This window comes from Nodularia harveyana UHCC-0300 (genome assembly GCF_034931085.1).
Classification (GTDB): Bacteria; Cyanobacteriota; Cyanobacteriia; order Cyanobacteriales; family Nostocaceae; genus Nodularia; species Nodularia harveyana.
The window spans coordinates 58,450-85,230 of record NZ_JAYGHG010000008.1 but is presented as its reverse complement, the minus strand read 5'-3'; the positions used below and the strand labels follow the sequence as shown (position 1 = coordinate 85,230).

At 41.3% G+C, this 26,781-nt stretch carries 24 protein-coding genes; 14 read left to right on the top strand and 10 right to left on the bottom strand.

Features of this window, described 5'->3' with window-relative positions; translation table 11 throughout:
- Positions 1-198 precede the first annotated feature (198 nt).
- Positions 199-2,325, bottom strand: a complete 2,127-nt coding sequence (locus tag VB620_RS07640) for a tetratricopeptide repeat protein (protein WP_323195542.1) — start codon at positions 2,323-2,325, stop codon at positions 199-201.
- A gap of 417 nt (positions 2,326-2,742) precedes the next feature.
- Here VB620_RS07640 and infC point away from each other — a divergent pair, with 417 nt between their 5' ends.
- Entirely contained in the window at positions 2,743-3,345 is a 603-nt protein-coding gene (infC, locus tag VB620_RS07635) for a translation initiation factor IF-3 (RefSeq protein ID WP_323195541.1), read from the top strand.
- A 147-nt stretch (positions 3,346-3,492) separates the two neighbouring features.
- On the opposite strand, the gene VB620_RS07630 is transcribed toward infC, so the two are convergent.
- A complete protein-coding gene (locus VB620_RS07630; RefSeq protein ID WP_323195540.1) occupies positions 3,493-3,780 on the bottom strand; it encodes a hypothetical protein in 288 nt (95 codons plus the stop codon).
- 302 nt (positions 3,781-4,082) lie between these two features.
- On the opposite strand from VB620_RS07630, the gene VB620_RS07625 reads away from it, so the two are divergent.
- From VB620_RS07625 to VB620_RS07610, 4 genes are all read left to right on the top strand, one after another.
- The gene (locus VB620_RS07625; protein ID WP_323195539.1) at positions 4,083-4,400 is read left to right on the top strand and encodes an RNA recognition motif domain-containing protein; all 318 of its coding nucleotides are present in this window, start codon (positions 4,083-4,085) and stop codon (positions 4,398-4,400) included.
- Positions 4,401-4,710: 310 nt separating this feature from the next.
- Positions 4,711-6,759, top strand: coding sequence for an FAD-dependent oxidoreductase (locus VB620_RS07620; protein ID WP_323195538.1), 2,049 nt, complete (start codon positions 4,711-4,713; stop codon positions 6,757-6,759).
- A gap of 209 nt (positions 6,760-6,968) precedes the next feature.
- Complete coding sequence (clpS, locus tag VB620_RS07615; RefSeq protein WP_323195537.1) at positions 6,969-7,295, top strand: ATP-dependent Clp protease adapter ClpS; 327 nt, start codon at positions 6,969-6,971, stop codon at positions 7,293-7,295.
- 5 nt (positions 7,296-7,300) lie between these two features.
- Positions 7,301-7,621 carry a DUF2103 domain-containing protein gene (locus VB620_RS07610; protein WP_323195536.1) on the top strand — a complete coding sequence of 107 codons (321 nt, stop codon included), beginning with the start codon at positions 7,301-7,303 and terminating at the stop codon, positions 7,619-7,621.
- A gap of 11 nt (positions 7,622-7,632) precedes the next feature.
- Here the strand turns inward: VB620_RS07610 and VB620_RS07605 are convergent, their stop codons facing one another.
- The 3 genes from VB620_RS07605 to VB620_RS07595 form a co-directional block, all read right to left on the bottom strand.
- Positions 7,633-7,953 carry a hypothetical protein gene (locus tag VB620_RS07605; protein ID WP_323195535.1) on the bottom strand — a complete coding sequence of 107 codons (321 nt, stop codon included), beginning with the start codon at positions 7,951-7,953 and terminating at the stop codon, positions 7,633-7,635.
- A gap of 209 nt (positions 7,954-8,162) precedes the next feature.
- A complete protein-coding gene (locus tag VB620_RS07600; protein WP_323195534.1) occupies positions 8,163-8,624 on the bottom strand; it encodes a molybdenum cofactor biosynthesis protein MoaE in 462 nt (153 codons plus the stop codon).
- 377 nt (positions 8,625-9,001) lie between these two features.
- The gene (locus VB620_RS07595; RefSeq protein WP_407674186.1) at positions 9,002-9,466 is read right to left on the bottom strand and encodes an MEKHLA domain-containing protein; all 465 of its coding nucleotides are present in this window, start codon (positions 9,464-9,466) and stop codon (positions 9,002-9,004) included.
- A gap of 320 nt (positions 9,467-9,786) precedes the next feature.
- Here VB620_RS07595 and VB620_RS07590 point away from each other — a divergent pair, with 320 nt between their 5' ends.
- Entirely contained in the window at positions 9,787-10,122 is a 336-nt protein-coding gene (locus VB620_RS07590) for a hypothetical protein (RefSeq protein ID WP_323195610.1), read from the top strand.
- A gap of 44 nt (positions 10,123-10,166) precedes the next feature.
- Here the strand turns inward: VB620_RS07590 and VB620_RS07585 are convergent, their stop codons facing one another.
- Together VB620_RS07585 and VB620_RS07580 are read right to left on the bottom strand one after the other, a co-directional pair.
- On the bottom strand, positions 10,167-13,739 hold the full coding sequence (locus VB620_RS07585; RefSeq protein WP_323195609.1) for a CHAT domain-containing protein: 3,573 nt from the start codon (positions 13,737-13,739) through the stop codon (positions 10,167-10,169).
- A gap of 110 nt (positions 13,740-13,849) precedes the next feature.
- On the bottom strand, positions 13,850-14,539 hold the full coding sequence (locus VB620_RS07580) for a hypothetical protein (RefSeq protein ID WP_323195533.1): 690 nt from the start codon (positions 14,537-14,539) through the stop codon (positions 13,850-13,852).
- 477 nt (positions 14,540-15,016) lie between these two features.
- Between VB620_RS07580 and VB620_RS07575 the strand changes: the two genes are divergently transcribed.
- The 3 genes from VB620_RS07575 (at position 15,017) to VB620_RS07565 (ending at position 19,728) form a co-directional block, all read left to right on the top strand.
- Positions 15,017-17,032 carry a DNA polymerase III subunit gamma/tau gene (locus tag VB620_RS07575; RefSeq protein ID WP_323195532.1) on the top strand — a complete coding sequence of 672 codons (2,016 nt, stop codon included), beginning with the start codon at positions 15,017-15,019 and terminating at the stop codon, positions 17,030-17,032.
- A gap of 393 nt (positions 17,033-17,425) precedes the next feature.
- A complete protein-coding gene (locus tag VB620_RS07570; protein WP_323195531.1) occupies positions 17,426-19,351 on the top strand; it encodes an ABC transporter ATP-binding protein/permease in 1,926 nt (641 codons plus the stop codon).
- Positions 19,352-19,554: 203 nt separating this feature from the next.
- Positions 19,555-19,728, top strand: a complete 174-nt coding sequence (locus VB620_RS07565) for a hypothetical protein (RefSeq protein ID WP_323195530.1) — start codon at positions 19,555-19,557, stop codon at positions 19,726-19,728.
- Positions 19,729-19,918: 190 nt separating this feature from the next.
- Here the strand turns inward: VB620_RS07565 and VB620_RS07560 are convergent, their stop codons facing one another.
- The gene (locus tag VB620_RS07560) at positions 19,919-21,349 is read right to left on the bottom strand and encodes a glycosyltransferase (RefSeq protein WP_323195529.1); all 1,431 of its coding nucleotides are present in this window, start codon (positions 21,347-21,349) and stop codon (positions 19,919-19,921) included.
- An 839-nt stretch (positions 21,350-22,188) separates the two neighbouring features.
- Between VB620_RS07560 and ebsA the strand changes: the two genes are divergently transcribed.
- The 5 genes from ebsA to VB620_RS07535 all read left to right on the top strand — a co-directional run bounded on the left by ebsA (position 22,189) and on the right by VB620_RS07535 (position 25,660).
- Entirely contained in the window at positions 22,189-22,563 is a 375-nt protein-coding gene (gene ebsA, locus VB620_RS07555; protein ID WP_323195528.1) for a type IV pilus biogenesis protein EbsA, read from the top strand.
- A 156-nt stretch (positions 22,564-22,719) separates the two neighbouring features.
- Complete coding sequence (locus VB620_RS07550; RefSeq protein ID WP_323195527.1) at positions 22,720-23,814, top strand: phosphotransacetylase family protein; 1,095 nt, start codon at positions 22,720-22,722, stop codon at positions 23,812-23,814.
- A gap of 216 nt (positions 23,815-24,030) precedes the next feature.
- Positions 24,031-24,534, top strand: a complete 504-nt coding sequence (locus VB620_RS07545; protein WP_323195526.1) for a DNA recombination-mediator protein A — start codon at positions 24,031-24,033, stop codon at positions 24,532-24,534.
- Between the two features lie 133 nt (positions 24,535-24,667).
- The gene (locus VB620_RS07540) at positions 24,668-25,075 is read left to right on the top strand and encodes an MAPEG family protein (protein WP_323195525.1); all 408 of its coding nucleotides are present in this window, start codon (positions 24,668-24,670) and stop codon (positions 25,073-25,075) included.
- Positions 25,076-25,168: 93 nt separating this feature from the next.
- Positions 25,169-25,660 carry a YajQ family cyclic di-GMP-binding protein gene (locus VB620_RS07535; RefSeq protein ID WP_323195524.1) on the top strand — a complete coding sequence of 164 codons (492 nt, stop codon included), beginning with the start codon at positions 25,169-25,171 and terminating at the stop codon, positions 25,658-25,660.
- Between the two features lie 47 nt (positions 25,661-25,707).
- Here the strand turns inward: VB620_RS07535 and VB620_RS07530 are convergent, their stop codons facing one another.
- On the bottom strand, positions 25,708-26,265 hold the full coding sequence (locus VB620_RS07530; RefSeq protein ID WP_323195523.1) for a glutathione S-transferase family protein: 558 nt from the start codon (positions 26,263-26,265) through the stop codon (positions 25,708-25,710).
- 12 nt (positions 26,266-26,277) lie between these two features.
- Entirely contained in the window at positions 26,278-26,742 is a 465-nt protein-coding gene (locus VB620_RS07525; RefSeq protein WP_323195522.1) for a hypothetical protein, read from the bottom strand.
- Between the last annotated feature and the right edge of the window lie 39 nt (positions 26,743-26,781).

Sequence of the window (26,781 nt, the reverse complement as noted above, 5' to 3'; positions counted from 1 at the left end):
AATGCCAAAATCACCTTGATTTTTCTTAGTTCCTTTGCGCCTTTGCGCCTTTGCGTGACACTAATTCATATCTCAATTCAGCAACGCCAAATAAATTATTATACATAACTACTATGGGCTAATTTTTATTTTGTTGGCGAAGTCTCGTCTTTTCTTCTCTCTCTGTGTCCTCTGCGCCTCTGCGGTTCGTTTCCATATTTATTTCGATATCAGTTCCCTAAAACTTCTATCATCAGCAATTTCATCAAAATCAATATCAAACGCTGCATCTTCCTTATATCGAGGATTCAGGTCAATTGCTTGTTGCAGATTTGCCAAAGCTAATTTCAGTTGTCTTTGCAACGCATAACAAGCCGCCATATTATAGTATGCACTGGCATAATTAGGATTAATTTTTAATGCTTGATCAAAACTAGCGATCGCCTGATCATCCTCACCTAATCTTACCAAAGCATAACCGCGTTTATCCCAGACCTTGGCAGAATTGGGATTAATATCAATAGCTTTGTCAAAACTAGCGATCGCATCTTCATATTTTTCCAACTCTATCAAAGACAGACCCCGATTTAACCAAGCCACAGGATCATCAGGTTTAACTTGGGTAGCCTTATCAAAAGAATTGAAAGCTTGTTGTTGCTGTCCTAGTTTACCAAAAGCCACACCGCGATCGCACCAAGCCTCATGATAATTTGGCTGAATTTCAATAGCGCGTTCATAGGAAGCGATCGCATCTTGGTAGCGTTGCAATCTTCCCAGAGTTAAACCCTGTTTCAACCAAGCCACCGCATTTTCAGGTTCAGTTTCCACTATCCTATTATATAGTGCGATCGCCTCCCCATATTTTCTTTGAGCAAACAACTCATCTCCCCTTTCTAGATCATCATTAACTAACTCCCTTGTTTCCGGCTGAGATGCTGTAACTTCCTCATTTTCCTTAACAGATAGCGGCGCACTATTCGCCAATTCCTGCAAAATTATATTCTTGCGTTCTTCAGCATCCAACTGTAACCGAGAAAGTTGAGCGCCAAAATCCTGCTCTAACTTTTCTAGCCTCTCCCAAACCAGTAACTTTCGTGATTCCGCATTCAATTTCAACTCCGAAAATTGCTCCACAAACTCCCTACCAGATGCTTCTAAATTCGCAATCATTAACTCTTTTCTGTTTTCCACATCCAGATGTAATTCAGAAACCTGAGCGCCAAAATCTGATTGTAATTTAGTTAAATCTACTATAGTAGTCTGTTTTTGTAATTCTACATCAGAATACAACTCAGCTATTTGAGCCTCAAACAAATGCTGTAATTCCCCTAAACTCCCCAGGGTTTTATCCTTTTCAGCTTCAGCATCTACTCCCACACGACCCAAGTTCGCAAACAACCGCTCTTTCTCTTTTCCAGTCTCAGACTCTAAAGCCGCAACTTCTGATTTAAATAACCTTTCTAATTCCTGAATATTCCCTAATATATTATTCTTTTCAGCTTCAGCATTCACCTGTAAACTAGTTAAACTAGCCACAGTCTTCACCTGCTCTTCCTCAGTCTGAGATTGCCATTTAGATATCTGGGAAATAAATTCTTGCCTAGAAGCTTCCACATCTTCTAGAGTTACATTCTTTTCCTGTCCCACCTCCGACTGTAACTCATCCAATTTCTGGATAAAATCGGACTCTAAATTTTCTAACCTTGCAATTATTTTATCTCTTGTTTCTTGTGCTTCCAACTGCAACCGAGATAGCTTCGCCACAAATTCCGACTCTAAATTCTCTTGAATCTGATCAATTTTGGTTTCTAAATCCGCCAAAATATTATCTCTTGACTGCAACAACTCAGATGTTAAATTAGCTAGGTTTTCCTGTTCTTGTTGAATATTTGCTTTCAGAATCAAAACTTCTTGTTCCAATTCCCGATTCATCTTTTTCGATTCTTGAATCAGATATTCAGCATCTTGCTTGACAATTCTCAACTGATTTTGTAAATTTTCCACTCCCTCCAACTGTGCCATTGCCCTCTGGACAATCTCACGAATTGCCACCCTCCGCAACAGCCAGAATAAAGCAATCACCGCCACAGGAAACAAGCTCAAAATCACCAACCACACATTGAACAACACCACCGTGCTATTTACAGCTGGTTCCACAACTGAGGTAACTGGCTCTGGAGTCTGTTGTGTTTGCAACTGAGCCAACTTTTGCGGCTGTTGATTGGCTATGACCTCGACCAATTGTCTGGGTTGTCCACTAGCCATACCAGCCGACAACAGCAAGGGCGAAAAGACAACAGCGCTTTTCAACACTAAGGTGAGGAGAACTTGATTTTTGCGCTTCATAAGAACCATCCTGATTCTTGGGTCAATTTTTGCAGTGGCTTGCCTATCTCCAATCTATACCAGAATTGAATCCTCACCGCATACTTCCCCCCATACCAGCCCCTAAAATTACGTTTGGGACTCAGATATTCTGCTTTCACACCCCAGAAAATTCCTTTTTCATACCCCAGAATGTAAAAATCATAGTGATGATTGTGTTAACTTATAATGGAAAAGCTTAGACTGGATATCTAGTCTAAGCTAGACAGATATAGTAAAATTTAAGTATGGGTGTTTACTAGAAAACAACCACTGTTAATTCGCGTTCAACGTCCATGTAGTAAACGTGAACTAATTCCGGTCACAAAGTTACTTTATCTGTAAAAAACACAAGCAATCTGGAATTCATTAGTGCGCTAATGGAAACAGACACAGGGGATGATAGTTTTCCCAGTACGGATAAAAGCGTACAAACCGATACTGTGGATATTTTTCCATATTATTAGGAACTATCGTCTGCAAACCACAATATTGAATGAAGAGGAAACCATTATCGTAGTTAAAAAACAATTAATCAACGAGCAAATCAAGTCAAGTCAAGTCTACTTGATTGATCATGAGAATAATAACCGTGGTCTAATAGATACTTCGGAAGCGCTACAAATAGCAGAAAGCGTAGAGCTTGACCTCGTTTTAGTCTCCGAAGGTAAAGACGCACCAGTTGCCAAGATTCTCAACTATGGCAAACTTCAGTACCAAAAGAAAAAACGTCAGACCCAAAGTGCTAGACCCACTGTCAAAGAAGTGCGGTTCCGCCCTAACGTCGGTGTAGCTGACTATAATTTGCGTATTGAACAAGCAGCTCAATGGTTGAGTAAAGGCGATTCAGTCAAGTTTGCGATTCGCTTACGGGGTCGAGAACACCAACATCGGGAGCAGGCTGGAGAAATGCTAGACCGCATTGTTAGCGCGCTCAGTGAAGTAGGAAAAGTCCAGTCCCTAGATAAACGCTCACTGATTGTTCAAGTCATTCCCGCTTAAATTAATCTTTTAGGGCTATTGCACCTGTAAGCAAAATTGTTGGTTGTCAATAGTCCTAAAACATAGCGCTGGGGTTCCTGTATAGGTTCCACAACGCCAACCTGAAGTCTCTGGGATGGCTGAAATTAAACAGCGTACCCAGAGAAATTATTCTTGAGTATCATCAGCAATGGGTTCAGATTCGGTTTCAGGTTCAGTTTCGATTACAGGCTGAACTTTAACAGGTTTTGGACCACGCGCCAGAGCCGGATTAACATTTTGCCGAGCTTCATCTTTAAAAGATGACTTTTTGCCACTGTCAGATGAGCGACGACCAACTGGTTTCAAGCTTTTACGATCAGACTGCACCGGGGATAAAGCATCCCCATTCTCAGAACTATCTCCCGTAACTGCTGGGGACTGACGTTCCGATTTCTTGATTGGGCGTTCCACCATTGTTAATTTTTATAAACTTATTTGTATATTACATCGGTTTGTTGAAAACTGGCGAGAAGTGCAGTCCTAAGTGCCACAAGACTTATCGCCATCAGCAAAAATTCAACCCATTACAGAAGTTAATCATATTTTAATTATCTACTATGTACAGATAGTTAGCTTCTGTGTAATCTTAAGAATATTAGGATTTATTCGGTGACAGTATTTGTTTTTAGTATTGACAGGTATTCCCTTTTGGTCTTGACAAATTTAATTCTCCGCAATTTAAATCTATACTCAGTCATAATTTTGGAGACTATCCGATGTCGATTTACGTAGGCAACCTTTCTTACGAGGTTACAGAAGCAGATATTAACGGAGTATTTGCTGAATATGGTACTGTTAAGCGCGTTCAAGTACCTACTGACCGTGAAACAGGTCGGATGCGCGGTTTTGCTTTCGTAGAAATGGAGACAGAAGCCGAAGAAACAGCAGCCATTGAAGCTCTAGATGGTGCTGAATGGATGGGTCGCGGACTGAAAGTTAACAAGGCTAAACCCAAAGAAGATAGAGGTTCCTTTGGTGGTGGGAACAGAGGCGGCGGATATGGTGGTGGTGGTGGTGGACGTAACCGCTACTAAAATTTAAAAACACAATTTGAGTCAGGGAAAAAGAAAAACAAATTAACGAATATTTGTAGGTGAGGTGAGTGCATTGATTCTGATGATATTGCCTGTGTAGTAAGGACTTTTCGTCAATTCATGCAATATCTCCCCCAACAAATTGTGTATTTTGTGAGTCTGATCCCCCACGCATCCAGAAAAGTCAGATGTTAAGTCTGGCTTTTTTTGCGTGAGTATAACCCCCAAGTGTTTCCCGTCAACTTGTGATCAACATTTGTCAAATGCTACCGTCTACAAATCGAGATAAGAGTTCAAGGTTTCTCTGACTATGAAGTGTAGACACAAAGTAGCTTACAGTTTGACATCGCTAATCAGTATCAGCTTAATCCCTCATGTGATTGCAGCTGATTCTGCTATTCTGGCTGCACCACCCAGAAATCCAGATAAAACCGTCAATTGTGAAATTTTAGTTGTCGGTGGTGGACTCTCAGGTGTAGCAACAGCTTACGAGGGTTTACTAGCAGGACGCAGAGTGTGTCTCACAGAAATTACTGATTGGTTGGGAGGTCAAATTTCTTCCCAGGGAACATCTGCATTAGACGAACGCCCCACCCAGCGCAGTCGCCAATTTTATTCTCGTGGCTACTTGGAATTACGCAATCGCATTGCACGTAAGTATGGCAAGCTAAACCCTGGAGAATGCTGGGTAAGTGACTCTTGTTTTCTACCTCGTGATGCTCATACCGTGATGACTCAGATGCTGAAAGATGCAGAGAGAAAAGGTAGAGGCAAGTTAGAATGGTTCCCCAATACGGTGATCAAGGATTTAGAATTTACACCTTCGACAGTTGAGGGCGGTGGACAATTAATTAGTAGTGCTATCGCCATTCAACATCAACCAGCTAAAGGCGCACCACCTCTTAACACCTCAACTTTAGCTCAAACAATTGAAGATGCTTATCGCTACGAAAACTCATCTCAGTTGACTAAAAATATTATTCGCTTATTACCCCAAAACAAGCCCGGTAATTCCCCTAAATGGTACGTTGTAGACGCTAGCGAAACAGGGGAAATTATCGCCCTGGCTGATGTACCCTACCGACTGGGTATTGATCCTCGTTCCCACCTAGAACCTTCTTCCTCCAGCACCCAAAATAATCCTTATTGTACCCAAGGTTTTACTTACACCTTTGCAATGGAGGCTACCAAGGAACCCCAACCCCAAGAACAGCCAGCGTTTTATTCACAGTACGCCCCATATTTCAGCTACGAATTAGAACGACTGGCAAACTTTGATTTAGTTTTTACCTATCGCCGCATTTGGAGTCCCCAACAGGGAGAACCAGCAACCTTCCGTGGTGTGAAATTTTCCACTCCCACACCAGGGGATATTTCCATGCAAAACTGGACTTGGGGTAACGATTATCGTCCAGGAACCTCCCAAGATAATCTAGTTTATACTCGCCAACAGTTGCAAGGTAATGGACAGTTGCAACCAGGAGGCTGGATGGGGGGACTGCGGACAGAAACCCTCCGCAAAGGTGAAGAAAATGCCCTTTCCTACTATTATTGGCTAGTCGCTGGCACTACAGATTCCCAATTAGGTAAAGGTGTCAAGCAGCAACACCCAAATAATCGCTTTATATCGGGCTTAGATTCTCCGATGGGAACAGCCCACGGCTTATCCAAATATCCCTATATGCGTGAAGGAAGACGCATCATTGGCCGTCCCAGTTGGGGACAACCAGAAGGTTTTACGATTTGGGAAACTGATATTTCTCGCCGTGACTACAACGATGAGTACTACCGAAATACACTTCCAGCCAATATGTACCGCAGGTTACAAGCAACACTGGCTGGCTTGGAAGCGGTATCTGTAATTACAGGTAAAAAGCCCCCCGAACAAGTGATGCGGCGGACTCGTTCGACTATTTTTCCCGATTCTGTAGGTATTGGTCACTATGCTATAGACTTCCATCCTTGTATGGAAAAAAGCCCCCCAGAAGCTCCTGGTAACAGAGAATTTCCTGGAGAAAGGCGGGGTGCTGGTCAAGCTTATCCCTTCCAAATTGCCCTGAGAGCCATGATTCCTCAGAAAATTGACAATTTGCTAGTAGGAGGTAAAAGTATCGCCACTAGTCACATTGCGGCTGCTGCTTATAGGGTTCACTCATTTGAATGGTCTTCTGGCGCTGCTGCGGGAACAACTGCGGCTTTTGCCTTAAAAAATCAAGTTGCACCTTATCAACTGGTCAGCGATTTACCCAGGCCAGCACCACAATTACAAGCTCTCAAACGTCTATTAGAGCAAAATGGCAACCCGACGGCTTTCCCTGATACTTCCATTTTTAATGAAGACTGGGAGAACTGGCGTTAGTTTTAGGGAGTAGGGGGAAAGAAGCAGGGGAGCAGGGAGCAGGCTTGCCCTGAGCGCAGTCGAAGGGGAGCAGGGGGGAGAAGGCGGTAACTTCCTAATGACTAATGACTAATGACTAATGACTAATGACCAATCCCCAATCCCCAGACAATATACTAAACTAGTTATTTGTAGTGTAGTTTTGTCAAATCCTGTTGGCTTTCTGTTTTATGGTTACAAGATTTTCAGCAGCTGTATATGGAGCAGGTACAGCACCAACTGTATCTCCTGGAAAGACTACTCAAGTTATCAGCAAGACTTATCCCAATTACAAAGTGATTGTTTTAAACGATGACTTTAATACTTTTCAACACGTATCTGAGTGTTTGATGAAGTATATTCCGGGAATGACTGGTGATATGGCTTGGGATTTGACCAATCAGATACATTATGAAGGACAAGCTATTGTCTGGGTAGGTCCCCAAGAAATGGCGGAACTGTATCATCAACAGCTGCGTCGAGCTGGTTTAACAATGGCTCCTTTAGAAGCGGCTTAATAATCATGGGTAAACCCGCTAAAGACGCTTCTGGTAAAGATGGCAGATTAGTCTGGAATCACTCAACTCATCTTTCTGGTCTCATCCCAATTTTAGAACGTCTCTGCCAACAGGATGGGATTCAAACTGTCACCCCTGGCGTAATTGGGAGGGCGAAAGGTCATTGTCCAAAAATGCAACTACGTGTATCTGTGCCTATTCGGGGTGGTTACAAAGTCATAGCTCGTCATGGTAAGACGGTACAAGAGGTTTTTATCCTGACCACTTTAGACCAGGATAAATTTCAAGATTCTATTGCGATCGCCATGAAAATTAAATCAGCTTAATAGTCTATTGACTATTCTTCCACTTGGCGGATTGAAAATTTATGTAATGGTAAACTCAGGACGCAAGAAAAAGTTAAAAAGTACGACAAAGCAATAGTGATTTTCACAGACATAAGTAAAGTTTCCCAGTCAGGTAAAATCAACTTTTCTAACCCAAAAGCACAACAGTAAACAAGCCAGTATGAAAAGCTCATTCTAAAGAGAATTTTCTCTGTTTCTTCCAGATTATCTTTTGGCTGCTTGCGATCCCACAGTAATAACAGACCAGCAATACAAGCAACAAAGGATACAGCAACTACGAATTCGTGGCACATTAAATTTATTGAATGCATTTGCATTGATCCAATACTTTCCCATTGAGATTAAGTCTAAAGGAATAGTCTCATGATCCCCAAAATATATTTACAAACTGCAATAGATAACTGCAATTAACTTTAAGTAATGCAACACAAGTTTGAGTTAGATTAAGTTAAATAATTTTTAATTTAAATTAAATAGTTTTGTAAAGGAAGTCTAGGCAACTTATACTCAGAAATTATGACTAATGCTCACACGCCGCAATACTTACCCAGGTGCTGGAACCATCAAGCCAATGTTCTTTTTTCCAAATAGGCGCATTATGTTTAAGAGTATCAATAGCATAACGGCAAGCGTCGAAGGCTTCACTACGATGCGGACAACCAACTGCTACTAAAACGCTGATTTCTCCAACTTGCAAACGACCGACGCGATGATAAATTACTACCCGATTGACATCAGGCCAAGAGGAACGAATATCAGCCGCAATTTGATAAAAAACTCGTAACGCCATTGGTTCATAAGCTTGATATTCTAAAGCAACTACAGGTTGTCCATCGGTTTGATTGCGAACCATTCCACTCATTAATACTACAGCCCCATTAGCTGGGTTGTTAGCTTTGGCGTAGATTTCTTCCAGAGATAATGGTGCAAAGGTAATGGCAAAACTATCTTCTGTTTTCGGTTTAATTAGTGTATTAGACATAGTTGAGTTTATAGAAATACTGAGAATATATAAATAGTATAAATCCTCAAAATGAGGCTTGAGATTTATCAAATATCATTGATTTTTTGTAGGTAGTCTTTATGCAAAAAATCTGAGATAGTAGAGACAATAATCATATTAATGCGAATTGAGTCTTTTAGTTTATCATCGAGGGCAAAGATAATTAATCAACTTTTTGAATCCAGAAAAAACCACACTTAAAAATCAATTGAATAACTTAACATAACGTCCTATTTTACCGTCGAAGTTTTAATTTGTTTTAGTAACTCACCTCGTGATTAAGCAAGGAGTTAAACGAATTATTCACTTTACCAATAAAAGCTGTCGAGTTCGACAATTTCTTACTCAGTGTATGCTCAGATAAATTCACATTTAGAGTATACAGCAGCTTGACCAGAATACTGATGTTGCTCGTCTAAAAGATTCCAGAGAATACCATCTTCGATTTGAAAGCGTTTACCAGTGCTGGTGATTCGCACACCAGAAAAATAGCTAAAGCCTTTAGTTGCTGCTTCTGCTAACAACCGATCTCGCTCTGCTTGTACTACCGCTTCAGCCGTTTTTCGTGAAGGTGTGCGGGTAAATTCCTCCCAAGACATTTCCCATTGTTCTAAAGCTTTGCGGTTTCCGTAATTAAAAATCGGACTTACTTGTGTACCGTGACTAGCTAAAATAAAAGGCGCTTCAAACAACCCTTGGGCTATTTCTCTGGATGAACCACTCACATCCAACAAAGAATATCCTAGCCAATGCTGAAAACTGTTGAGAATGCGTTGACTGTGAATTATTATAGTCTCTTGCTGCCAAGGAAATTCAATCATGCTAGTTATGGCAAAATATCAGAGGTTGTTGATAAATAATTATATTAGAAGCAAAAAGACAACCAATAAATTTTGTAACATTCATAAATAGTATTATATCTTTTTGAAAATATAGCAACCGCCAAGTAAGTTAGGACACAAACAGATAATTAAACCCTCTAAATTAGCGAGTTTTCAGCCTGTTCTTTGTTTCTGAGTATATTTAAATTATGTTACATAACTGGAGTGGTTACTTCAGGTCTATGCTAAGGTAAGTTCAAATGTCTAAAAATATGTTTACTTCTTATTTTTTAGATGTTGACATTAATCCCCAGAAATTGATGCTTGATTTCAACGCCTTAGCTGAGTTTTCCCGCGCCAATTGTACAGGTATTTGTGCATTTCTTGTACCAGCAAACTTAATTGCCTCATCCCTGACAATCATCCTCACAGTATTGCGTCGTCCCATGCATCAAGTATGGAAATCGGTGGTACTCGCTAGTATCTTTGCTGTAGTAATGGTACTTCATGTATGGACTTGGTTTATGATTGGGGTGGTGATGTTGCCTACCTATATATTGTTGTCCCTAGCAATCAGTTGTTTACTGACTAATTTTGTAGCCATCCTGTGGCAAAAGCGCCAGACTCAAAATCATAGTCAGACTCAAAGTGCTTAAACTCTCATTCTCTGCGCCTCTGCGTCTCTGCGTGCAGAAAGGAATTAGGGCATAATCCCTTTAATTGTGTATGCTGCCCAGTAATAAGGATGACTGTAAACTTTTTTATCGGGAATCATTTTACTACTCTTATATAAAGATGTAGCTAAATAGGCTTTAATTGTTAATTCCTGATGATCGAGATTATTTAATAACTCTTCATACCATTTTGTCAAATCCAGTGCAGTTAGTTCTTTCAGCCATGATGTGGCTTCAGCTAGGGCGGTAACTGGTGATTTATCTAGCTGTAGTCTTCTATAGAATTCAATCATGATTAAAATGCTGGCAGATGATTCTACAGTCCAGAGGGTAGTTACTACATAGGGTACTCCTTGAGATATGAAACTACTGGCTAAATCTATATATTCGGTGTAAATATTCTGGTTTTTATTTTTCGTAGCTTCAGCAGCTACAAGAGTCACTAATTTGTAAGTATTTAAATTGCTTTGGCTGATTTCTTCTAAGGTAATTTTTTCTTCATCTACTAATAGCAATGCTGATTTTTGCGGCTGACTGTGATTGTTACTGATACCCCCGACAAAATGCAAGATGTTATAAGGCTGAAATAGGGCGTTAGCTACTTGATTTTTGGTGGCGTTTTCCCCTTGGATATGTAGGTAATTATGGAACTTCTGGCTAATAATTTCAGATGCGGCTTTAGCCAGTTTCAGGGGGGAATAATTTGTGCTGTTGGGGTATTCAACACTCAGGAAGTTTTGCAGGGGGAATAGTGATGTACTTTGAGATTTGATGAATAAACCTTTCTGAATACTGGGTAGGTAGCTAATCGTTAATTTGTTTGCTATTTCTGTCTGGGATGATGCAGAAGCAAAAAGAGTATGGAGAGGCAATTTGTGCAAGTTGCGGTGGGGAATTAAAATCAGTTGGGTGATGTCTTCGAGTTCTTGAGTAATTGTGGAAATTTGGAGAATATCTTGGAGTTGTAACAGCTTGGTTTCCATGTCTACTCGCCAAACATGATTACTTTTGCTGTGTTGGTCTGGGGTTTGAGTGAGATATTCTTGGTATTCTTGATGCCAATTTTCGTACCAATTTTCAAATTCAATTAAGCGTCTGACTGCTTCGGGTAGGGATAATTCATCTACAGACTGGGGGTTTTGTGGTGAGTCTCCTGTGCTGAAATCTTGTATGGGTGTAAAGAGTAAAATGGGTGATGGGGCTTGGTCTTTGATAATGAATGTATGTAAGGCGACTGGGCTAATATGCCAGTAAATAATGGCTGTGTGGGGATTGAGGAGTTGTTGAACTGAATTGTAGTAGGGTGAGTAAATCTGTTCATGCCAATCGGATAGAAGCCAAGTTATACAAGAGTTTTTGCCTTGTTCTGCCATTTCCCAGGCTTCTACTAAGTCGCCGGATTCGACGGCTAAATCTACTTCTAGTTGACTAATTCCGGCAAATTTGAGGGCTAGTTGTTTTTTACTTTCATCAGACCGAGTGGATTGATTGAAGAGTTGCGCTAATAAATCTGCGGCTTGTTGCTGTAGTTGTTCGGCTTGTGCTGTGTTACCTATACTCAAGTATGCTTTGGTGAGAGATTGCAAGACTTCTAAGTGCAGTTCGCTAAAGTCTTCGATGGTGAGGGTTAATAGGGCTTGCTGATATTCGGCTATGGCTTGATGCCAATAATAACGAGTTTGTGAGGATTTTTTGCCCTGTTCGTAGTAGGTGTTGGCTTTAGCTATGTGCAGTCTTCCCCAGCCTTCTGGGTGGGTGTCTGGATGAAGATGTTTTAATCCTTGTTCATAGGTTGCTAGTTTACCTTCATAGCCGCCTTGCTGTAAGGCAGGATTCTCTGTGGTGATGCTATTTAAGGATTTTAAGGTGGTTGGGGGAATTAAGTGACCTGCGGCTGTTCCTCGACCGATCCAGGCTTCCCAATAGTCAAGTTTAATTTCTAAGGCGTTGTCGTAGGCGAGGATGGCTTGGGAAAATCTGTCTAAATAAAATAAGACTAGGGCTTGGTTGTACCAGGCTGGGTGAAAGTCGGGTTTGATGGCGATCGCTTGTTGATAGGAGGCGATCGCTTGTTCTCTTTCTCCTAAGTTTTCTAAGGCTATCCCCCGGTTATACCAAGCTAAGTATAAATTTGGTTCTTTGGCTAGAGCTTGATCCCAGGAGGCGATCGCTTCAGACCAGTTACCTAAATTAAATAACACTACACCCCGGTCAATCCAAACTTCATGAAAATCTGGTTGTAGTTCAATGGCTTGGTCGTAGGAGGCGATCGCGGCGGCTAATTGTTCACCGACGGCTAAGGCGATTCCCCGGTAATACCAGTGGTCTGGATTTTCTGGTTCTAGATGTAGGGCTTGGTCGTAAGCGGCGATCGCATCGGGAATTTCGCCTAATTTTAACAGGGCTAAAGCTTTCCCGGCTATGGCTTCGGGATTCTGGGGTTGAATTGCTATGGCTTGGTCAAAACAGGCGATCGCTTCGGTAAATTCTCCTAACTCACCGCAAATTCTGCCCCGATAACACCAAGATTTGTAGTGATGGGGTTTGATGGCGATGGCTTCGTCATAGGAGGCGATGGCGGCGGTCAAATCTTGTAAATGAAATAAAGTTAAACCCCTGTTAAACCAATATTCCGAGACATCAGGATTGATTTCTATAGCTTGATTATAAGACGCGATCGCTCCTAGCAAATCACCTGTTTTCGCTTGCTGAAGACCCTGATAAAACCAATCTTGGCCAGGAACATCCAGTTGATTAGGAATCACAGTCTGGATCTCATGGGACGGTGAGAGATTAGCAGCTAGCTGTTGGACTAAATTCGTACTCTGATCCAACCTCACCAATAACTCATCTAAGGTTTCAGCTACATTTGCCTGTAAATTACCTAAAGACTGATTCCAGTTTTCAGGAGAAGATATGATTGTTGTCCCAGGTTTTGGGAGTGGGATCATCTGAATTTTTTCCGTTTCAGACTCCTCTAAAAGTGGATTCAAATTCCCCATCACATCTTTCTCAGGCGGAGTGAATGAGATTTGTGCAGTAGTTTCCTCTACTTCAACTGTATTTTCCCCAACATCATCAACTTGTTCAATTTCTCCGGCTTCATTTCCTAAAGATTCACCTAAATTTCTGATTAACTCCTGTCCTGGGGAGTCCACAATTTCAGACTTTGTAGTTTCATCTTCTTGGTATTCATCGCCCAATTCTCCGGTCAACAACCGGATACCAATGTCATAAGAGAGTTCACCAACCGTACCAATTCCCAGTTCGCCTAATTGCATCATCTTTGTTGCTAACTGATGATGAGGCGCTGGTGATAACAGCAATTTTTCCGCAAATATCAGTAGCCAATCTATCCACCGATCAACACTAATCCGATCTTCCATCCGTTGTAGATATTGGATCGCCCATTGTTGTCCTCGTCCTTGATGTACACCTTCCAACAACTCATTAAATAAAACTTCCAGATCCGCATTAGTGAGTTCAGGAACTGGTTGTAACACTTCCAATCCCTTGACAGCATCAAAAGAACGATTCTGCTGATGATCAACAGGGTGGGTTAAAAACTTGTTAAGCCTCTGGAATAGCTGCGTGAGCATCTGCCATAATTGTCGGTTGGGTCTCTCCTTGATTGTAGCGATCGTTGTGTCAAAAAAAATCACTAATTACGGGATCAGATTTTTAGAATGGTGAAGTTTGTCAAGCCGGGTTAAGTCTGATTTGTATTAGATGGACTAGTAGGATGATATTGATTGATCAGTTCCTGGATAATCTCTTCTGGATCATTAGTCTCAATTCCTAGTTGCTGGCTGATTTGCTGGCATATTGTCTCATCCTGCTGCAACATGACCAAAAGTTCATCTAGGGTGACGGTTTTAGTTGTTCCCTCGGTGGGTAAATTTTCTGACTGACTTGCTGTTTCTGGGGCTGACTGATTGTTTGGGTCTGGTGAAGGTGTCTTAACTGCATCTGGTCCGTCATATTCCCATATTGGTTCTGGTTCCCCTTGATTGCGTCTCAACAACTGCATTCCAATTTCTAATGATACAGATCCCACTTTACCAATACCAACCTCTCCGACTTTCACTAAACGAGCTGCTAATTCGTTGTTAGGTGTGGGTGATGCGAGTAATTTTTCCCCAAAACCCCGCAACCATTCAACCCAACGTTCAGTAGAAACACGATGTTCAATATTATTTAGCCATTTTTGCGCCCAATCTTGTCCTTTGGCCTGATGTACTCCTTCTATTAGTTGATTGAAGAGAAATTCTAAGTCGGTATCTGTGAGGGGTGGTGCTGGTTTTTGGGAAATATCATCCCTGATGTGGGAGGGAGTGGGTTTTTCTCCAAACCAGCTGCGAAAAAGATTTTTTAACCATTGAATTAGCCGCCTGAGCATTTTGTTACACCATGAAGTATTGTTGATAACTTCGGACTTAGGCAATAACTCTGGCTCCGACAAGATTAAGAATCAGAGTAAGCAGGGTATGGCTGTTACTACTGAAGCTCTTATTTGTTTATCTTCTTTGAGGTATGCGGTTCGCAAGCGTTATTTCATAATTTTGCATAAGTCCTGCCACTATTAAAGCAGAAAGCCCTCAACTAAGTCGGTAAAACGGAAAGTTACAGGTGATTCGGACTACTAAATTCGGTGGGGAAGTTACGGTGAATTAATTCTGGCAGATGAGGAGACAAACAGATAATAAAACCCTGATAATTAGGGAGTTTCCAGCCCTTCGACTCCGCTCAGTACAAGTCGCTCAGTACAAGTCGCTCAGGGCAAGCCTGTTATTGGCTCCCTGCTATAAAATGGTTTTATCCCAAACTCGACTGGGTGCTGATAACCAAAGTTGAAAGGCACTAAAGTCTTCCATTCATGTCTTACGAACCCCTGCACCATAAGTATCGCCCCAAGAGTTTTGCTGAATTAGTGGGACAAGAGGCGATCGCTACTACCCTCACTAATGCGATCCGCACTGCTAAAATTGCCCCCGCCTATTTGTTTACAGGTCCCAGAGGTACGGGAAAGACTTCTAGCGCCCGGATTCTTGCTAAATCACTAAATTGTCTCAACAGTCCCCAGCCCACTGCTGAACCCTGTGGTGTGTGTGATGTTTGTCAAGGGATTACTAAGGGTTATTCCCTCGATGTGATCGAAATTGATGCGGCTAGCAACACTGGTGTTGATAATATCCGGGAGTTGATTGAAAAAGCGCAGTTTGCCCCGGTACAGTGCCGCTACAAGGTTTATGTGGTCGATGAATGCCATATGCTCAGTACGGCGGCATTCAATGCGTTATTAAAAACATTAGAAGAACCACCGAAACACGTCGTTTTTGTCTTAGCGACTACAGACCCGCAGCGAGTATTACCCACGATTATTTCACGCTGTCAAAGATTTGATTTTAGACGTATTCAGTTAGAGGCGATGGTCAACCATTTAAGTGCGATCGCCTCCAAAGAGAATATTAATATATCTCCCGATGCTGTCACCTTGATTGGTCAAATTGCTCAGGGAGGATTACGAGATGCGGAAAGTTTACTGGATCAATTAGCTTTATCTGTGGGTGAAGTGACACCAGAAAAAGTTTGGGATTTGGTGGGTTCGGTGAGTGAACGGGACTTACTAACGCTATTAAGTGCGATCGGCCAAAACCACGCAGAAGGCGTATTAGATTCTAGCCGGAAAATCCTTGATAGTGGGCGAGAACCCCTGATTATTCTGCAAAACCTCGCCGCCTTCTACCGCGATTTACTCATAGCTAAAACAGCATCCCATCGCCAGGATTTAGTCACCTGCACCCAGGAAACTTGGGCAGCATTGGGAGAATTTGCCCAAAAACTCGACATCACCACAATTTTGCAGGGACAGCAACACCTCCGCACAGCCGAAGTGCAAATTAAAAATACCACCCAACCCCGTTTGTGGTTAGAAGTAACATTACTGGGATTATTGCCGAGTGCAACTGTTCAAACCCAAGCTGAAAGCACACCTCAGCGAGTGAATGCACCTGCTGTCGCTCCAAATTATTACCCAGTAGCTACACCACAGCCCACAAATCAGAATCCTCCGATTCATCCAGCAGCTGCACCCCAACCCACAAATCAAAGTTCTCCGATTCATCCAGCAGCTACACCCCAACCCACAAATCAAAATTCTCCGATTCATCCAGCAGCTGCACCCCAAACCACAAATCAAAATCCGACTGTTAACCCAACCACACCGGAACCTCAAACTGAAGCACCAGAAACTAGTCAACCTGCATCTCCACAGGAACTTACTACAGAATCAGAGTATGACTTAACTCAAGTTTGGCAACAAGTGCGGATGAATATTCAGATGCCATCTCGACAAGCCTTACTTGGTCAAATGTGCCAGATTACAGAGTTTAACGGGAATGTGGTGCGGATTGCTGTCAAAGGTGCTTGGTTAGACACACTTAAATCTGATCTGCCCACTATTAAAGCTGCTTTCCAAAAGATTTTTCAGCGCGAAATAGAGGTTTATCTAGAAAAAGGAACTGCTTCCACTCCTAACTCCACCAGAAAAAATCCTCAACCACAAAATTCTGCTCCCATTCAACAACCACCAGCACCCAACTATCATCAGCCAATTCAATCCTTTGCATCGACGACTCCATCAGCCACACCAAAACCAGAACCGGCAGCAAATACCGAATCAACCACTAATACAGCTAGAGTGCAAACATTACCCCCACTAACAGTACCAACACCCCAAGCTGATTGGGAAACTGATGAAGTTGAAAACGCCGCCCGAAATCTAGCCAAATTCTTCAATGGGCAAATTATCCGTCTCACAGACGATGGACTAGATTCCTCTGAATCCATCACTCCATCTGATTGCTTAGATGAACCGGATACTGATGATTAATCACTTACACCAGCTGTACTAAGCACTTAAGTTTTAACTAAAAATCCGAAAAAAACCAGATACTTGTTGCATAAATGTCCAGACAGTAGTATTGTGATTTTCGTAATCGTTTAAATATGCTGATAAATATCAGCTAAAAATTTTCATGGGCGGTTAATTTAAAGATATACGAATCCTATTTAATTGCTGAATATTCTCGTCAAGAATGTTGATACTCGACCTTTAATTGTCAACATCACCGGAAAAACAAGACATTATGACTAATCTAATATCACTATTAAGTTTGAATAGCTGATGTTTTGGTGACTTCCTCTAATACAGAATCTAGTTAATTGTCTTCTGTATTTGTGTAGTAAATAATTCAAAAAGGGTTTTGTAAAATCAGGGTGCAACATGAATTTATTTAGTCGAGAATTTTGGAAACAATTTTTAGCGATCGCCAAACCCTATTGGTCTTTTAAAGGTAATGAAGATAGAAGATTTATCTATGTTTTATATTCCTGGACTTTATTAGGTTTATTAATTGCCTTGGTTATCGGAATTAATGCCGTTAATGTCTATAATAGTTTTGTCACTAGGGACTTAATAGATTTACTCGAACAAAGAGATATAGCTAGTTTTTTCCGCTTATTATTTGTCTATAGTAACCTGTTAATCATTTTGATACCTTTAGTGGGAATTTCCAAATATCTGAGAAAAAAAATTGCCCTTGATTGGTATCAATTTTTAAATAATTATATTTTAGATAAATACTTTAAAAATCGCGCTTATTACAGAATCAACTTTCGTACAGAAATCGATAACCCAGACCAAAGAATTGCCCAAGAAATTGAACAAATACCCCAACTAGCTACAGAATTCTTTTTAGTGGTCTTAGAAAGAGGTTTAGAAATTGCTTCATTTCTAGTGGTGATTTGGACTATCTATAAACCCGTAGCTGTCATAGTAGTTATTTACGGAATTTTAGGTAATATTATTTCTGGGTATCTCAGTCAAAGATTAATTAAAATTAATACTGCTCAATTAGAAGGAGTCGCTGACTTTAATTACAGCTTAACCCACGTCCGGAATAATGCTGAATCAGTTGCTTTTTTTCAAGGAGAAGATCAAGAATCAGATATAGTCAAGCGTAAATTTACTAAATTGATCGATGCGAAAAACCAAATGATTGGATGGTTACGAGATCAACAAGTTTTTGTAACTGGATATCAATCTTTCTTGAGTATCTTACCTTTTCTAGGCATTGCACCTTTGTATTTTTTCGACCAAATCGAATTAGGAGAAGTTAACCAAGCTAGTACCGCCTGTAATTTCTTTGCTGGTGGTTTAGCTGTGTTGGTAACAGAATTTGGTACTTCTGGTAAATTTATCAATTTGGTAGAACGCTTATCTACTTTCTCAGAAATTTTGGACGTTACTAAGGCCAAGAAAACAGGTAATACCATTGAGACAGTAGAAGCCGACCGTTTAGCACTGGAAAATGTCACTTTACAAACCCCCAACTATGAGAGGGTAATTGTGAAAGATTTATCTCTAGTTCTAGAGTCTGGAAAGGGTCTATTAATAGTTGGGCCTAGTGGTCGCGGTAAGAGTTCTTTATTGAGAGCGATCGCAGGTTTATGGGAAGCTGGTAGTGGTCGCATTGTCAGACCTCAGCTAGAACAGATGTTATTTTTACCCCAGCGTCCTTATCTGATTTTAGGCAACCTCCGGGAACAACTTTTATATCCCAAGCAAGATCGTCCCATTAAAGACGAAGAACTAGAGGAGATTTTACAACAAGTTAACCTCTCAGATTTAACATCAAGAGTCGGCGGTTTTGATACAGAAGTTTATTGGGAAAACATTCTTTCTTTAGGTGAACAACAACGCCTCGCCTTTGCCAGATTATTAGTGATTCGTCCCCGCTATGTAATTTTAGATGAAGCTACTAGCGCCTTAGATTTGAAAAATGAACAACAACTTTATCAACAGTTGCAACAAAGCGGTACAACTTTTATTAGTGTGGGACATCGAGAAAGTCTGTTTAGTTATCATCAATTGGTCTTGGAACTATCGCCAGAATCAAATTGGCGACTTGTGCCGATAGAAGAATATAACATTAACCGCGAGTTTTTGACCCTACCAGAGACTGAACCGCTAAAGGTGCTAGAAAACATACCACAGAAACCACCCAAGCAAGAGTCAGATTTTGCATCACTAAAAATTACTGAATTGCGTCAGGTGTGTAAAGAAAAAGGTATTACATGGCGTAATGCACGCGGTACTGGTAAACATCTAACCAAAAGCGAAATGTTGGAAATACTGAGCGAAATGTAGTATTTTCGAGGTTATGCAGCCAATTTCTCTGGTGTCAAAAATCTCCTCACCTTGAAAGGTTGAGATTTAAGCCTTGAGTTTGCCATTATGCAACTTCCCAGACATCAGAGATTTAAACTGGATGAAGTCATTTTCAAAACATGACAAATGCACAATAAAATAGTAATATATATAAGGTTTTTGAATTTATTCTGAGGTTAATTATGGACACATTCGGAGTTGCAGGTACAGCTATTGCTACTATAGTTTTTGCAGAAGCCGTGAAAGAAATTGGTAAAAATATCGGTCAAGCTATTTGTGACTTTGTAGTTTCTACTGTCAATTTTATTAGTGATACAGTTAAGAAAGGTTTCCAAGCAATTTTTTGCTGGGGTTAGTTGATCTCCCAGGCAAAGTTAAAAGTTTTAACTACATCTATCAGTTTTGATCATAACTAGGGACAAGTACGGCTAATTTCAGCTTAAACAGAGTTCTGACTATTTGTTTGTCTGAGTTCTATTTAGATGAAAAGATCCAAAATTTAAAATAATTTCTGGATCTTTAAGTATCTAATTTTTCAAATAACTATTAGTCATTTCCTGAATGCACTGTTTTTACCCATTTCAGCCGCTTTGGTCTGAAAGAAATCCGGGCGGTTGTACTACTGATGACTACCAACCAATGCAACATATACAAGGTTCCACGCAATGTTTGTAGCAGTAGCTGAAAAGACGTAGAAAGATTAAATTTCTGCTCTGGTCGTATCCGCTTGAGTCCAGCAAACATACCAATAACTGACATACTGACTGAGAGTGTAGTTACCGGGCTGAGAATTGGTAAGCGATGTCGAGCCACAGCCATTAATAAATCTGGAACTGCTGCTGTGGGTAAGATATACATAGTGAACATAAACATCAGCATATCCCAGGTTTTTCGCACACCCAGGCGGTTTTTGAGGATGAGATCCCAGTAATCTAAATAGCGCTGATAGCCACCTTCTGCCCACCGACTGCGCTGATGCCAAAGGGCGATCGCATTTGTCACACCTTCTTCCTGCACACATGGGAAAAATGTAGCATCAATGTCCCATTTGTCTAGATGTAGCCGGACAGTCATATCCAAATCGTCGGTGATGGTTTCCTCATTCCATCCACCAAAACTTTCTAAGGCTATACGTCGGACAAATTGACCATTACCCCTGAGTTCGCCAATCCCACCTATGGCAATACGTTGTTGCTGAAACCATGTGTCTAAGGCCATTTCAGCCATCTGACCCCGAATCCAAAAATTTCGTTTGGCGTTGGTATTCGCTCTAGCGTCTGCTTGCAGAATAGCTTTTCGCACCTGCACCGCCCCTACCTTTTCTCTTTGGAATAAAGGTACTACCTGTAGCAGTAAGTCTGGTACTACCTGAGCATCAGCATCAAAAACTGCCACAATTTCACCCTTGGTCAATGGCAATACCTGATTCAAAGCCCCTGATTTGCCACCACTGGCTTCGCTGGAACGCCTGAAAACCTGGAGTTGCTTATACTCTTGGGCTAGTTCGGCTAATAACTCCGGTGTCTGATCGGTACTATTATCGTCAATAATCCAGACTTCATACTGTCCATCTGGATATTTCAGGCTACAAAGATTTTTGACTAATTGACTAATAACGGCTTCTTCATTTTTAGCTGCTACTAACACAGAGACAGATGGAAAATCTCCCTGCATTTCCTTGTTGTAGCGCCGGGGCCTAGCAAATACCACCACTAAAGCATGGAAGCCCAGGACAGTAGTTAGTCCTAGAATGAATATTGAACCCCACGAAGCTAAGTGTAAAGCGATGGTGCTGCTCCACACTACAGTTAAAACCAGAGCGGCTTTGCGTCTACGTCCTTTGAACCGGGATGGTAGAGACATGGGATCTACCTCTACCACTGTTTTCTCCTGATCTGTTGATGGCTCGGATAATAGGGAGTTAAGTTGGTCAAGCTTGTCGTAATAATCTTTTTCCGGCCAGGGATTCGCTGGCATAGGTTACTTAATTTTAAAATTGGTATTTTTATAAAGTTGGACAATCCCATCTCTAAGAAGAAAGGGATGTTGGGTGGGAACTGGCCTTTTTCAAATCACTCTTAATCAAGTTTTGACCATTCGTGTCTGATCATCAGCAACTAGAATATCCGTTGATATCTCCCGAAGGTTTGACCCATTTTAGGGTAAGTTTATCTGTAGAACCAACTACCCAGATGACTACTAAAGCTTGTTCAACTTTCCACAGTCATGAGAGTGTTTTTACTGTTTTACACCTTATTTGCCTTCGGTATAACCCTAAGCTTATTGACATACCTCCTCGTCCTAAAGAAGCGAGGATTCCTTGACACTTCGCTGGAACACGCCACAAGTGGTCTTATCGTCCCTCCATGTCCGTTTAAAGTCTCCCAATGCCCTATGGCGACTATGCCCAAATTTTAACATAAAGCCGTCCTAGAAGTGACGGGGCTTGTATCCCATTATTTTCGGTCAAAAGGTGACGAGTGATTCTGGTGGTTATCCCTAAAATTTACGCCTAAAAGTGCTGCACTATTTCAGCAGAATTTTCACTATGGCGTAGGAATTTTACCTTTGCTAATCTATTTTAGCATTTCACCACCGCATAAATTTAGTCATTGGCTGATATCTTGCGAATCACGGATCAAAAATTTAAAATTTGATTGGGCGCTACTGAGACCTTGAATTGATGGATATGATCTCTAAGGCCAGTCTTAAGTGAAGAGGGTAATTACCATACCGGAGTGTGAGCAATAGACATTTTGTGGGAAGAATATTCACATCTATCCATGATGATCAATTCACTTGGGAAATATCTAACTATGACTATTGAGAAACTCCAGCCAGCTAATCCACAACAAGCAAATGTCTATTTACCTTATATTCAAAGTGCAAAGCGTAATTTTTTACCCCTTGCTCTTGGTCTTTATCAAAAAGGTGTTTTGGAAGGAGAGCGCAAAATTGAAGGTGGTGAGAGTATTTCCTTTGTCGCTTCTTGGAATGTTGCCACCCTACCTTCAGATTTAACACGTTGCCGAATCCAGTTTGATGGCAATGCTGACCTCAGCTATGAGGTGATGATGGCTAGTTTTGAATTTGTGAATTTTTTAATTGAACTGATGGAAAACTATAAGCGCTATCGATCGACTGATTTTTCACAGGTTTTTTACCGCAAAATGTTACGGATAGAGGAATAAATTCGCAATATTCCCCAAAAATATCGAAAATTTCCTTAAAACAAAGTGGATTTAGGAAAACTGACTTTGTTAACACTCCAGCCTGTTGCCGGAACCAACTAAAATTAGGAAACACCTAGCTTGGTTCTACTTCCTTTTGCAATTAGGAGTGCATGTGTGCCAAAATCTGCTAAATGTTTGCTGATTGGCTCAACCGAGACTTACAGTGGTAAATCTGCAACAGTTTTGGGTTTATCTCATCAGCTACAGCAAAAAGAACTAGATATTGCCTACGGTAAACCGCTAGGCACTTGCTTTAATGCATCTGGCGGCACCGTAGTTGAGGAAGATGTCCAGTTTATTGTCAATAGTCTGAGCTTGCCAACAAACCGTGTTGCTGCCACAATGATCGCTTTGGATGAAGTCAATGTCCAAAAACGCTTGCGCGGCGAGGACAAAAACGATTATCGACAGCTTTTAAAACAGCAATATTTACAAGTTTCCCAAGGAGATTTAGTGTTGCTGGAGGGGCCTGGCGATTTGACACAAGGTCATCTGTTTGACTTGTCTTTGTTACAGGTGGCTGAAGCATTGGATGCGGCTGTACTGTTGGTAGCTCGTTATAATTCGCTACTTTCTGCTGAGGCGTTATTGTCTGCTAAAGAGCTAGTGGGCGATCGCTTAGTGGGAGTTGTGATTAATGATATCCCTGCCGAACAATTAGAAATAGTTGACACTCAACTATGCCCATTTTTAGAAAAGCAAGACATTCCCGTATTCGCAACTTTGCCGCAAAATGATTTGCTCCGCAGTGTCAGCGTTGGTGAATTGGTCACCCAGTTAAATGCTGAAGTTCTCTGTCGTGGCGATCGCCTAGATTTGATGGTGGAAAGTTTGGCAATTGGGGCGATGAATGTCAATTCGGCTGTGAAGTATTTCCGCAAACGCCGCAATATGGCAGTAGTCACAGGAGGCGATCGCGTGGAAATCCAACAAGCCGCCTTAGAAACTTCTACACAGTGCCTGATTTTAACCGGACAACTGCCACCACCCGCGTTTATTCTCACTCGTGCTGAGGAGCTAGAAATACCCATCCTATCGGTTGATTTAGATACTCTCACTACTGTGGAAATTATTGACCGAACCTTTGGGCAAGTACGGGTACACGAACCCATTAAGGTTCAGTGCATTCGCCAGTTGATGAATGAGAATTTTGACATTGATCGCTTGCTATCTAAACTAGATTTAACTCCCGCCGGGAGATTATCTTAAAGCAGGGAGCGGGGGGGAAGAAAATTCTCCATCCCAGTACCCAATCCCTGCATAAAGCATGAGTTGCGAAACTCATTAGCTCAATTTATGCGACCAAGTTATTCAGCGAATAAAGCCAACATCAGGAAAATGTAGCAATATGTAACTCAAGTTGGCTTTTCACCTACACTCTGTTTGGTAGAATAGCTTGGTTGTTTCATCTGATTACGTCTATCTTTGAGCCAGTCAACAGACCTTACCAACCTCGATACATTAGCGCAGGAACTGGCGACCATCCAGCAAACGGGTTCTAAGCGAATCGCCTTACTGGGTTCTCGTCATGTGCCAATTACGCATCAGAATTTGATTGAAATGATGACCTATGCCCTGGTTTTATCAGGGAATCGGATAATCACCTCTGGGGCTACAGGTACAAATTCAGCTGCCATTAAGGGAGCAATGCGGGCTGATCCCAATTTATTGACGGTCATTTTACCCCAAAGTTTGTCACGCCAGCCCCAAGAATCCCGCGAGCAACTAGAGCAGGTAATGCATCTGGTAGAAAATTCCAGTAATGATAATCTGTCTTTAGCTGAAGCTAGTTATATTTGTAATAAGGAGATTGTATCTCGTTGCCAACAACTGATTTGTTTTGCATTTCACGACAGTCGCACTTTGCTACAAACTTGTGGAGATGCAGAAGAACAAAGAAAAGTGGTAACGCTTTTCTACTTTGACTAAAGTGCAGTAAGTCCTCGTCCAGGTAATGATAGATATAGGAAACTGCGAATTGGTAATAGGTAGTTGGGTTAGCCAATTTACCTGTTACCGATTGATTATAGCTAACTAACAAGTAATATTGATTGGTTTAATTATGCCTGTATCTAGTGTTTTTTTGTATTCTATTGCTGCTGCTGCGGTTCTGATTTATCTGCCATTTTTATTGGTAGCTTATGCTCGTGTGCAGATTGGCTATGAGGCACTGGCTACTCCTCGCGCCAAGTTTGATCAATTACCCCCCTATGCTCAACGAGCGACTTGGGCGCATCAAAACTCCTTTGAAGCATTTATGTTGTTTGCCACGGCAGCATTGATGGCTTATGTGACTGGTGTAAATTCTCAGATAGCAGTAGTTGCGGCGATCGCTTTTGTGGTGGTGCGTTTGCTATACTCAATTTTTTATATTTTGAATATACCTTTATTGCGATCGCTGATGTTTGCCATTGGCTCCCTTGGTTCTGCTACTCTCATCATTTCCAGCGTTATCCAAGCCACTCGTTAACCAAGGAGTAGGGAGTGAATATTTTTCTACCTTTGACTGTTGACTTCGCCCCCAGGGTGTTCCCAATGTAAAATCTCAAATCTAAAATTATTTATGGCTTCTACATATTCCTTTGACGTTGTAAGTGACTTTGATAGACAAGAATTAGTCAATGCTGTCGATCAAGTTGTGCGAGATATCAAAGGTCGTTACGACCTCAAAGATACTCAAACTACTCTGGAACTAAAAGATGAAAGCATCAATATCAGCACTGATAGCGAGTTTACCTTAGATTCAGTTCACAATATTCTCCGCGAAAAAGCCGCCAAGCGTAACCTTTCTCAGAAAATTTTTGAATTTGGCACAGTTGAATCAGCTAGCGGTAACCGTGTACGCCAAGAAATCACACTTAAAAAAGGTATCAGTCAAGAAATTGCTAAACAAATTTCTAAATTGATTCGGGACGAATTTAAAAAAGTGCAAGCCTCAATCCAAGGTGATGCTGTGCGGGTTTCGGCTAAAGTTAAAGATGACTTACAAGGTGTAATGCAACGTTTGAAACAAGAGGATTTTCCTGTAGCTTTGCAATTTACCAATTATCGTTAAACAACCCATAGGGTAGAGAAAATCTACCCTAGAGTAATTTTTCTGAACTACGACCGTCCGCCGATACTTTTTTGAAAGGCTGGACGCTCAGATATACGTTTGATATAGTTCAAAACTTCTGGATAGGCGCTAAGGTCTAGCTTCAGCATAATAGGAATGTAAGCCAGCATAGAACCTACTGCCACATCAGCAACAGTAAATTCATCACCCAGTATAAAAGATTGTCCCTCAAAAATCTCATTCAAGGGAGTTAACAATCGGGGCATTTCCCGCTCTCGATTTGCTTCCACAAAAACTCCTGGCCCAAGGGTAGCATTAGCAAACAATACCCACTGGGCAAATATACCCCGCTCTTCGGGAGAAAGTGGGGTTTTGCTGTATTTATCGGCAAGATAGAGTAAAATTGCCCCGGATTCCCAAAGTTGCAAATTCCCATCCACAATTGCTGGTACTTTACCCATGCGGTTAATTGTCAGGTACTCAGGCTGCTTGTGTTCCCCCGCCTGCATATCTAGCATGACAAATTGATATGGAACTGCCAGTTCTTCTAAATACCACTGGATAATTGAAGCTCGGCTCCTAGCGCCACCGTAAAGTTTTAGCATGATTACTGGGAATTAAAGAACTTTGTGAGTGTGGGAGTGCTGTTTTACGTTGTCGTCTTTATTCACAACTCTAGTAGCATTGAGTACCCGCTTGCGTTCAGTGGAATATTGAAAATCAGTGTAGGTTGTACCCAGAGGAATCAGGGATGTTGCTGTTTCACGACGCTTGTAGGTGCGAGCCGCAGCAAAGACCCGTGGTGCAAATTCTTCTGCAAACTGAGCAGAGTCTGGGAAGCCTTCTGGTAGTAGAGGTGTATCGCCATCTAGTACAGAGCCGATTGTGGTGGCACAAGCTAGCTTATAGGAGGTGGGAATCCCTTTAAATAAGGCTTCTAAGGCAGCAGAGGGAATTGGTTCTACAACTTCAACTTGATAAACTTCCCCATCTTCTTTAATAAAGCAGGTTGAGAGACCGATAACTATATAATCGTCAGCAGCTAAATCAGGTGCATTTTGATCAGAAATTGCTGTTGTCATTAAAAATTTTCTCAAAACTTAAAAATTATCGCCATTCAT

Excerpts from the sequence above, each read along its gene's own strand:
- VB620_RS07640 (WP_323195542.1), bottom strand. The coding sequence starts at position 2,325 with ATGAAGCGCAAAAATCAAGTTCTCCTCACCTTAGTGTTGAAAAGCGCT.
- infC (WP_323195541.1), top strand. The coding sequence starts at position 2,743 with ATGATAGTTTTCCCAGTACGGATAAAAGCGTACAAACCGATACTGTGG.
- VB620_RS07630 (WP_323195540.1), bottom strand. The coding sequence starts at position 3,780 with ATGGTGGAACGCCCAATCAAGAAATCGGAACGTCAGTCCCCAGCAGTT.
- VB620_RS07625 (WP_323195539.1), top strand. The coding sequence starts at position 4,083 with ATGTCGATTTACGTAGGCAACCTTTCTTACGAGGTTACAGAAGCAGAT.
- VB620_RS07620 (WP_323195538.1), top strand. The coding sequence starts at position 4,711 with ATGAAGTGTAGACACAAAGTAGCTTACAGTTTGACATCGCTAATCAGT.
- clpS (WP_323195537.1), top strand. The coding sequence starts at position 6,969 with ATGGTTACAAGATTTTCAGCAGCTGTATATGGAGCAGGTACAGCACCA.
- VB620_RS07610 (WP_323195536.1), top strand. The coding sequence starts at position 7,301 with ATGGGTAAACCCGCTAAAGACGCTTCTGGTAAAGATGGCAGATTAGTC.
- VB620_RS07605 (WP_323195535.1), bottom strand. The coding sequence starts at position 7,953 with ATGCATTCAATAAATTTAATGTGCCACGAATTCGTAGTTGCTGTATCC.
- VB620_RS07600 (WP_323195534.1), bottom strand. The coding sequence starts at position 8,624 with ATGTCTAATACACTAATTAAACCGAAAACAGAAGATAGTTTTGCCATT.
- VB620_RS07595 (WP_407674186.1), bottom strand. The coding sequence starts at position 9,466 with ATGATTGAATTTCCTTGGCAGCAAGAGACTATAATAATTCACAGTCAA.
- VB620_RS07590 (WP_323195610.1), top strand. The coding sequence starts at position 9,787 with ATGCTTGATTTCAACGCCTTAGCTGAGTTTTCCCGCGCCAATTGTACA.
- VB620_RS07585 (WP_323195609.1), bottom strand. The coding sequence starts at position 13,739 with ATGCTCACGCAGCTATTCCAGAGGCTTAACAAGTTTTTAACCCACCCT.
- VB620_RS07580 (WP_323195533.1), bottom strand. The coding sequence starts at position 14,539 with ATGCTCAGGCGGCTAATTCAATGGTTAAAAAATCTTTTTCGCAGCTGG.
- VB620_RS07575 (WP_323195532.1), top strand. The coding sequence starts at position 15,017 with ATGTCTTACGAACCCCTGCACCATAAGTATCGCCCCAAGAGTTTTGCT.
- VB620_RS07570 (WP_323195531.1), top strand. The coding sequence starts at position 17,426 with ATGAATTTATTTAGTCGAGAATTTTGGAAACAATTTTTAGCGATCGCC.
- VB620_RS07565 (WP_323195530.1), top strand. The coding sequence starts at position 19,555 with ATGGACACATTCGGAGTTGCAGGTACAGCTATTGCTACTATAGTTTTT.
- VB620_RS07560 (WP_323195529.1), bottom strand. The coding sequence starts at position 21,349 with ATGCCAGCGAATCCCTGGCCGGAAAAAGATTATTACGACAAGCTTGAC.
- ebsA (WP_323195528.1), top strand. The coding sequence starts at position 22,189 with ATGACTATTGAGAAACTCCAGCCAGCTAATCCACAACAAGCAAATGTC.
- VB620_RS07540 (WP_323195525.1), top strand. The coding sequence starts at position 24,668 with ATGCCTGTATCTAGTGTTTTTTTGTATTCTATTGCTGCTGCTGCGGTT.
- VB620_RS07535 (WP_323195524.1), top strand. The coding sequence starts at position 25,169 with ATGGCTTCTACATATTCCTTTGACGTTGTAAGTGACTTTGATAGACAA.
- VB620_RS07530 (WP_323195523.1), bottom strand. The coding sequence starts at position 26,265 with ATGCTAAAACTTTACGGTGGCGCTAGGAGCCGAGCTTCAATTATCCAG.
- VB620_RS07525 (WP_323195522.1), bottom strand. The coding sequence starts at position 26,742 with ATGACAACAGCAATTTCTGATCAAAATGCACCTGATTTAGCTGCTGAC.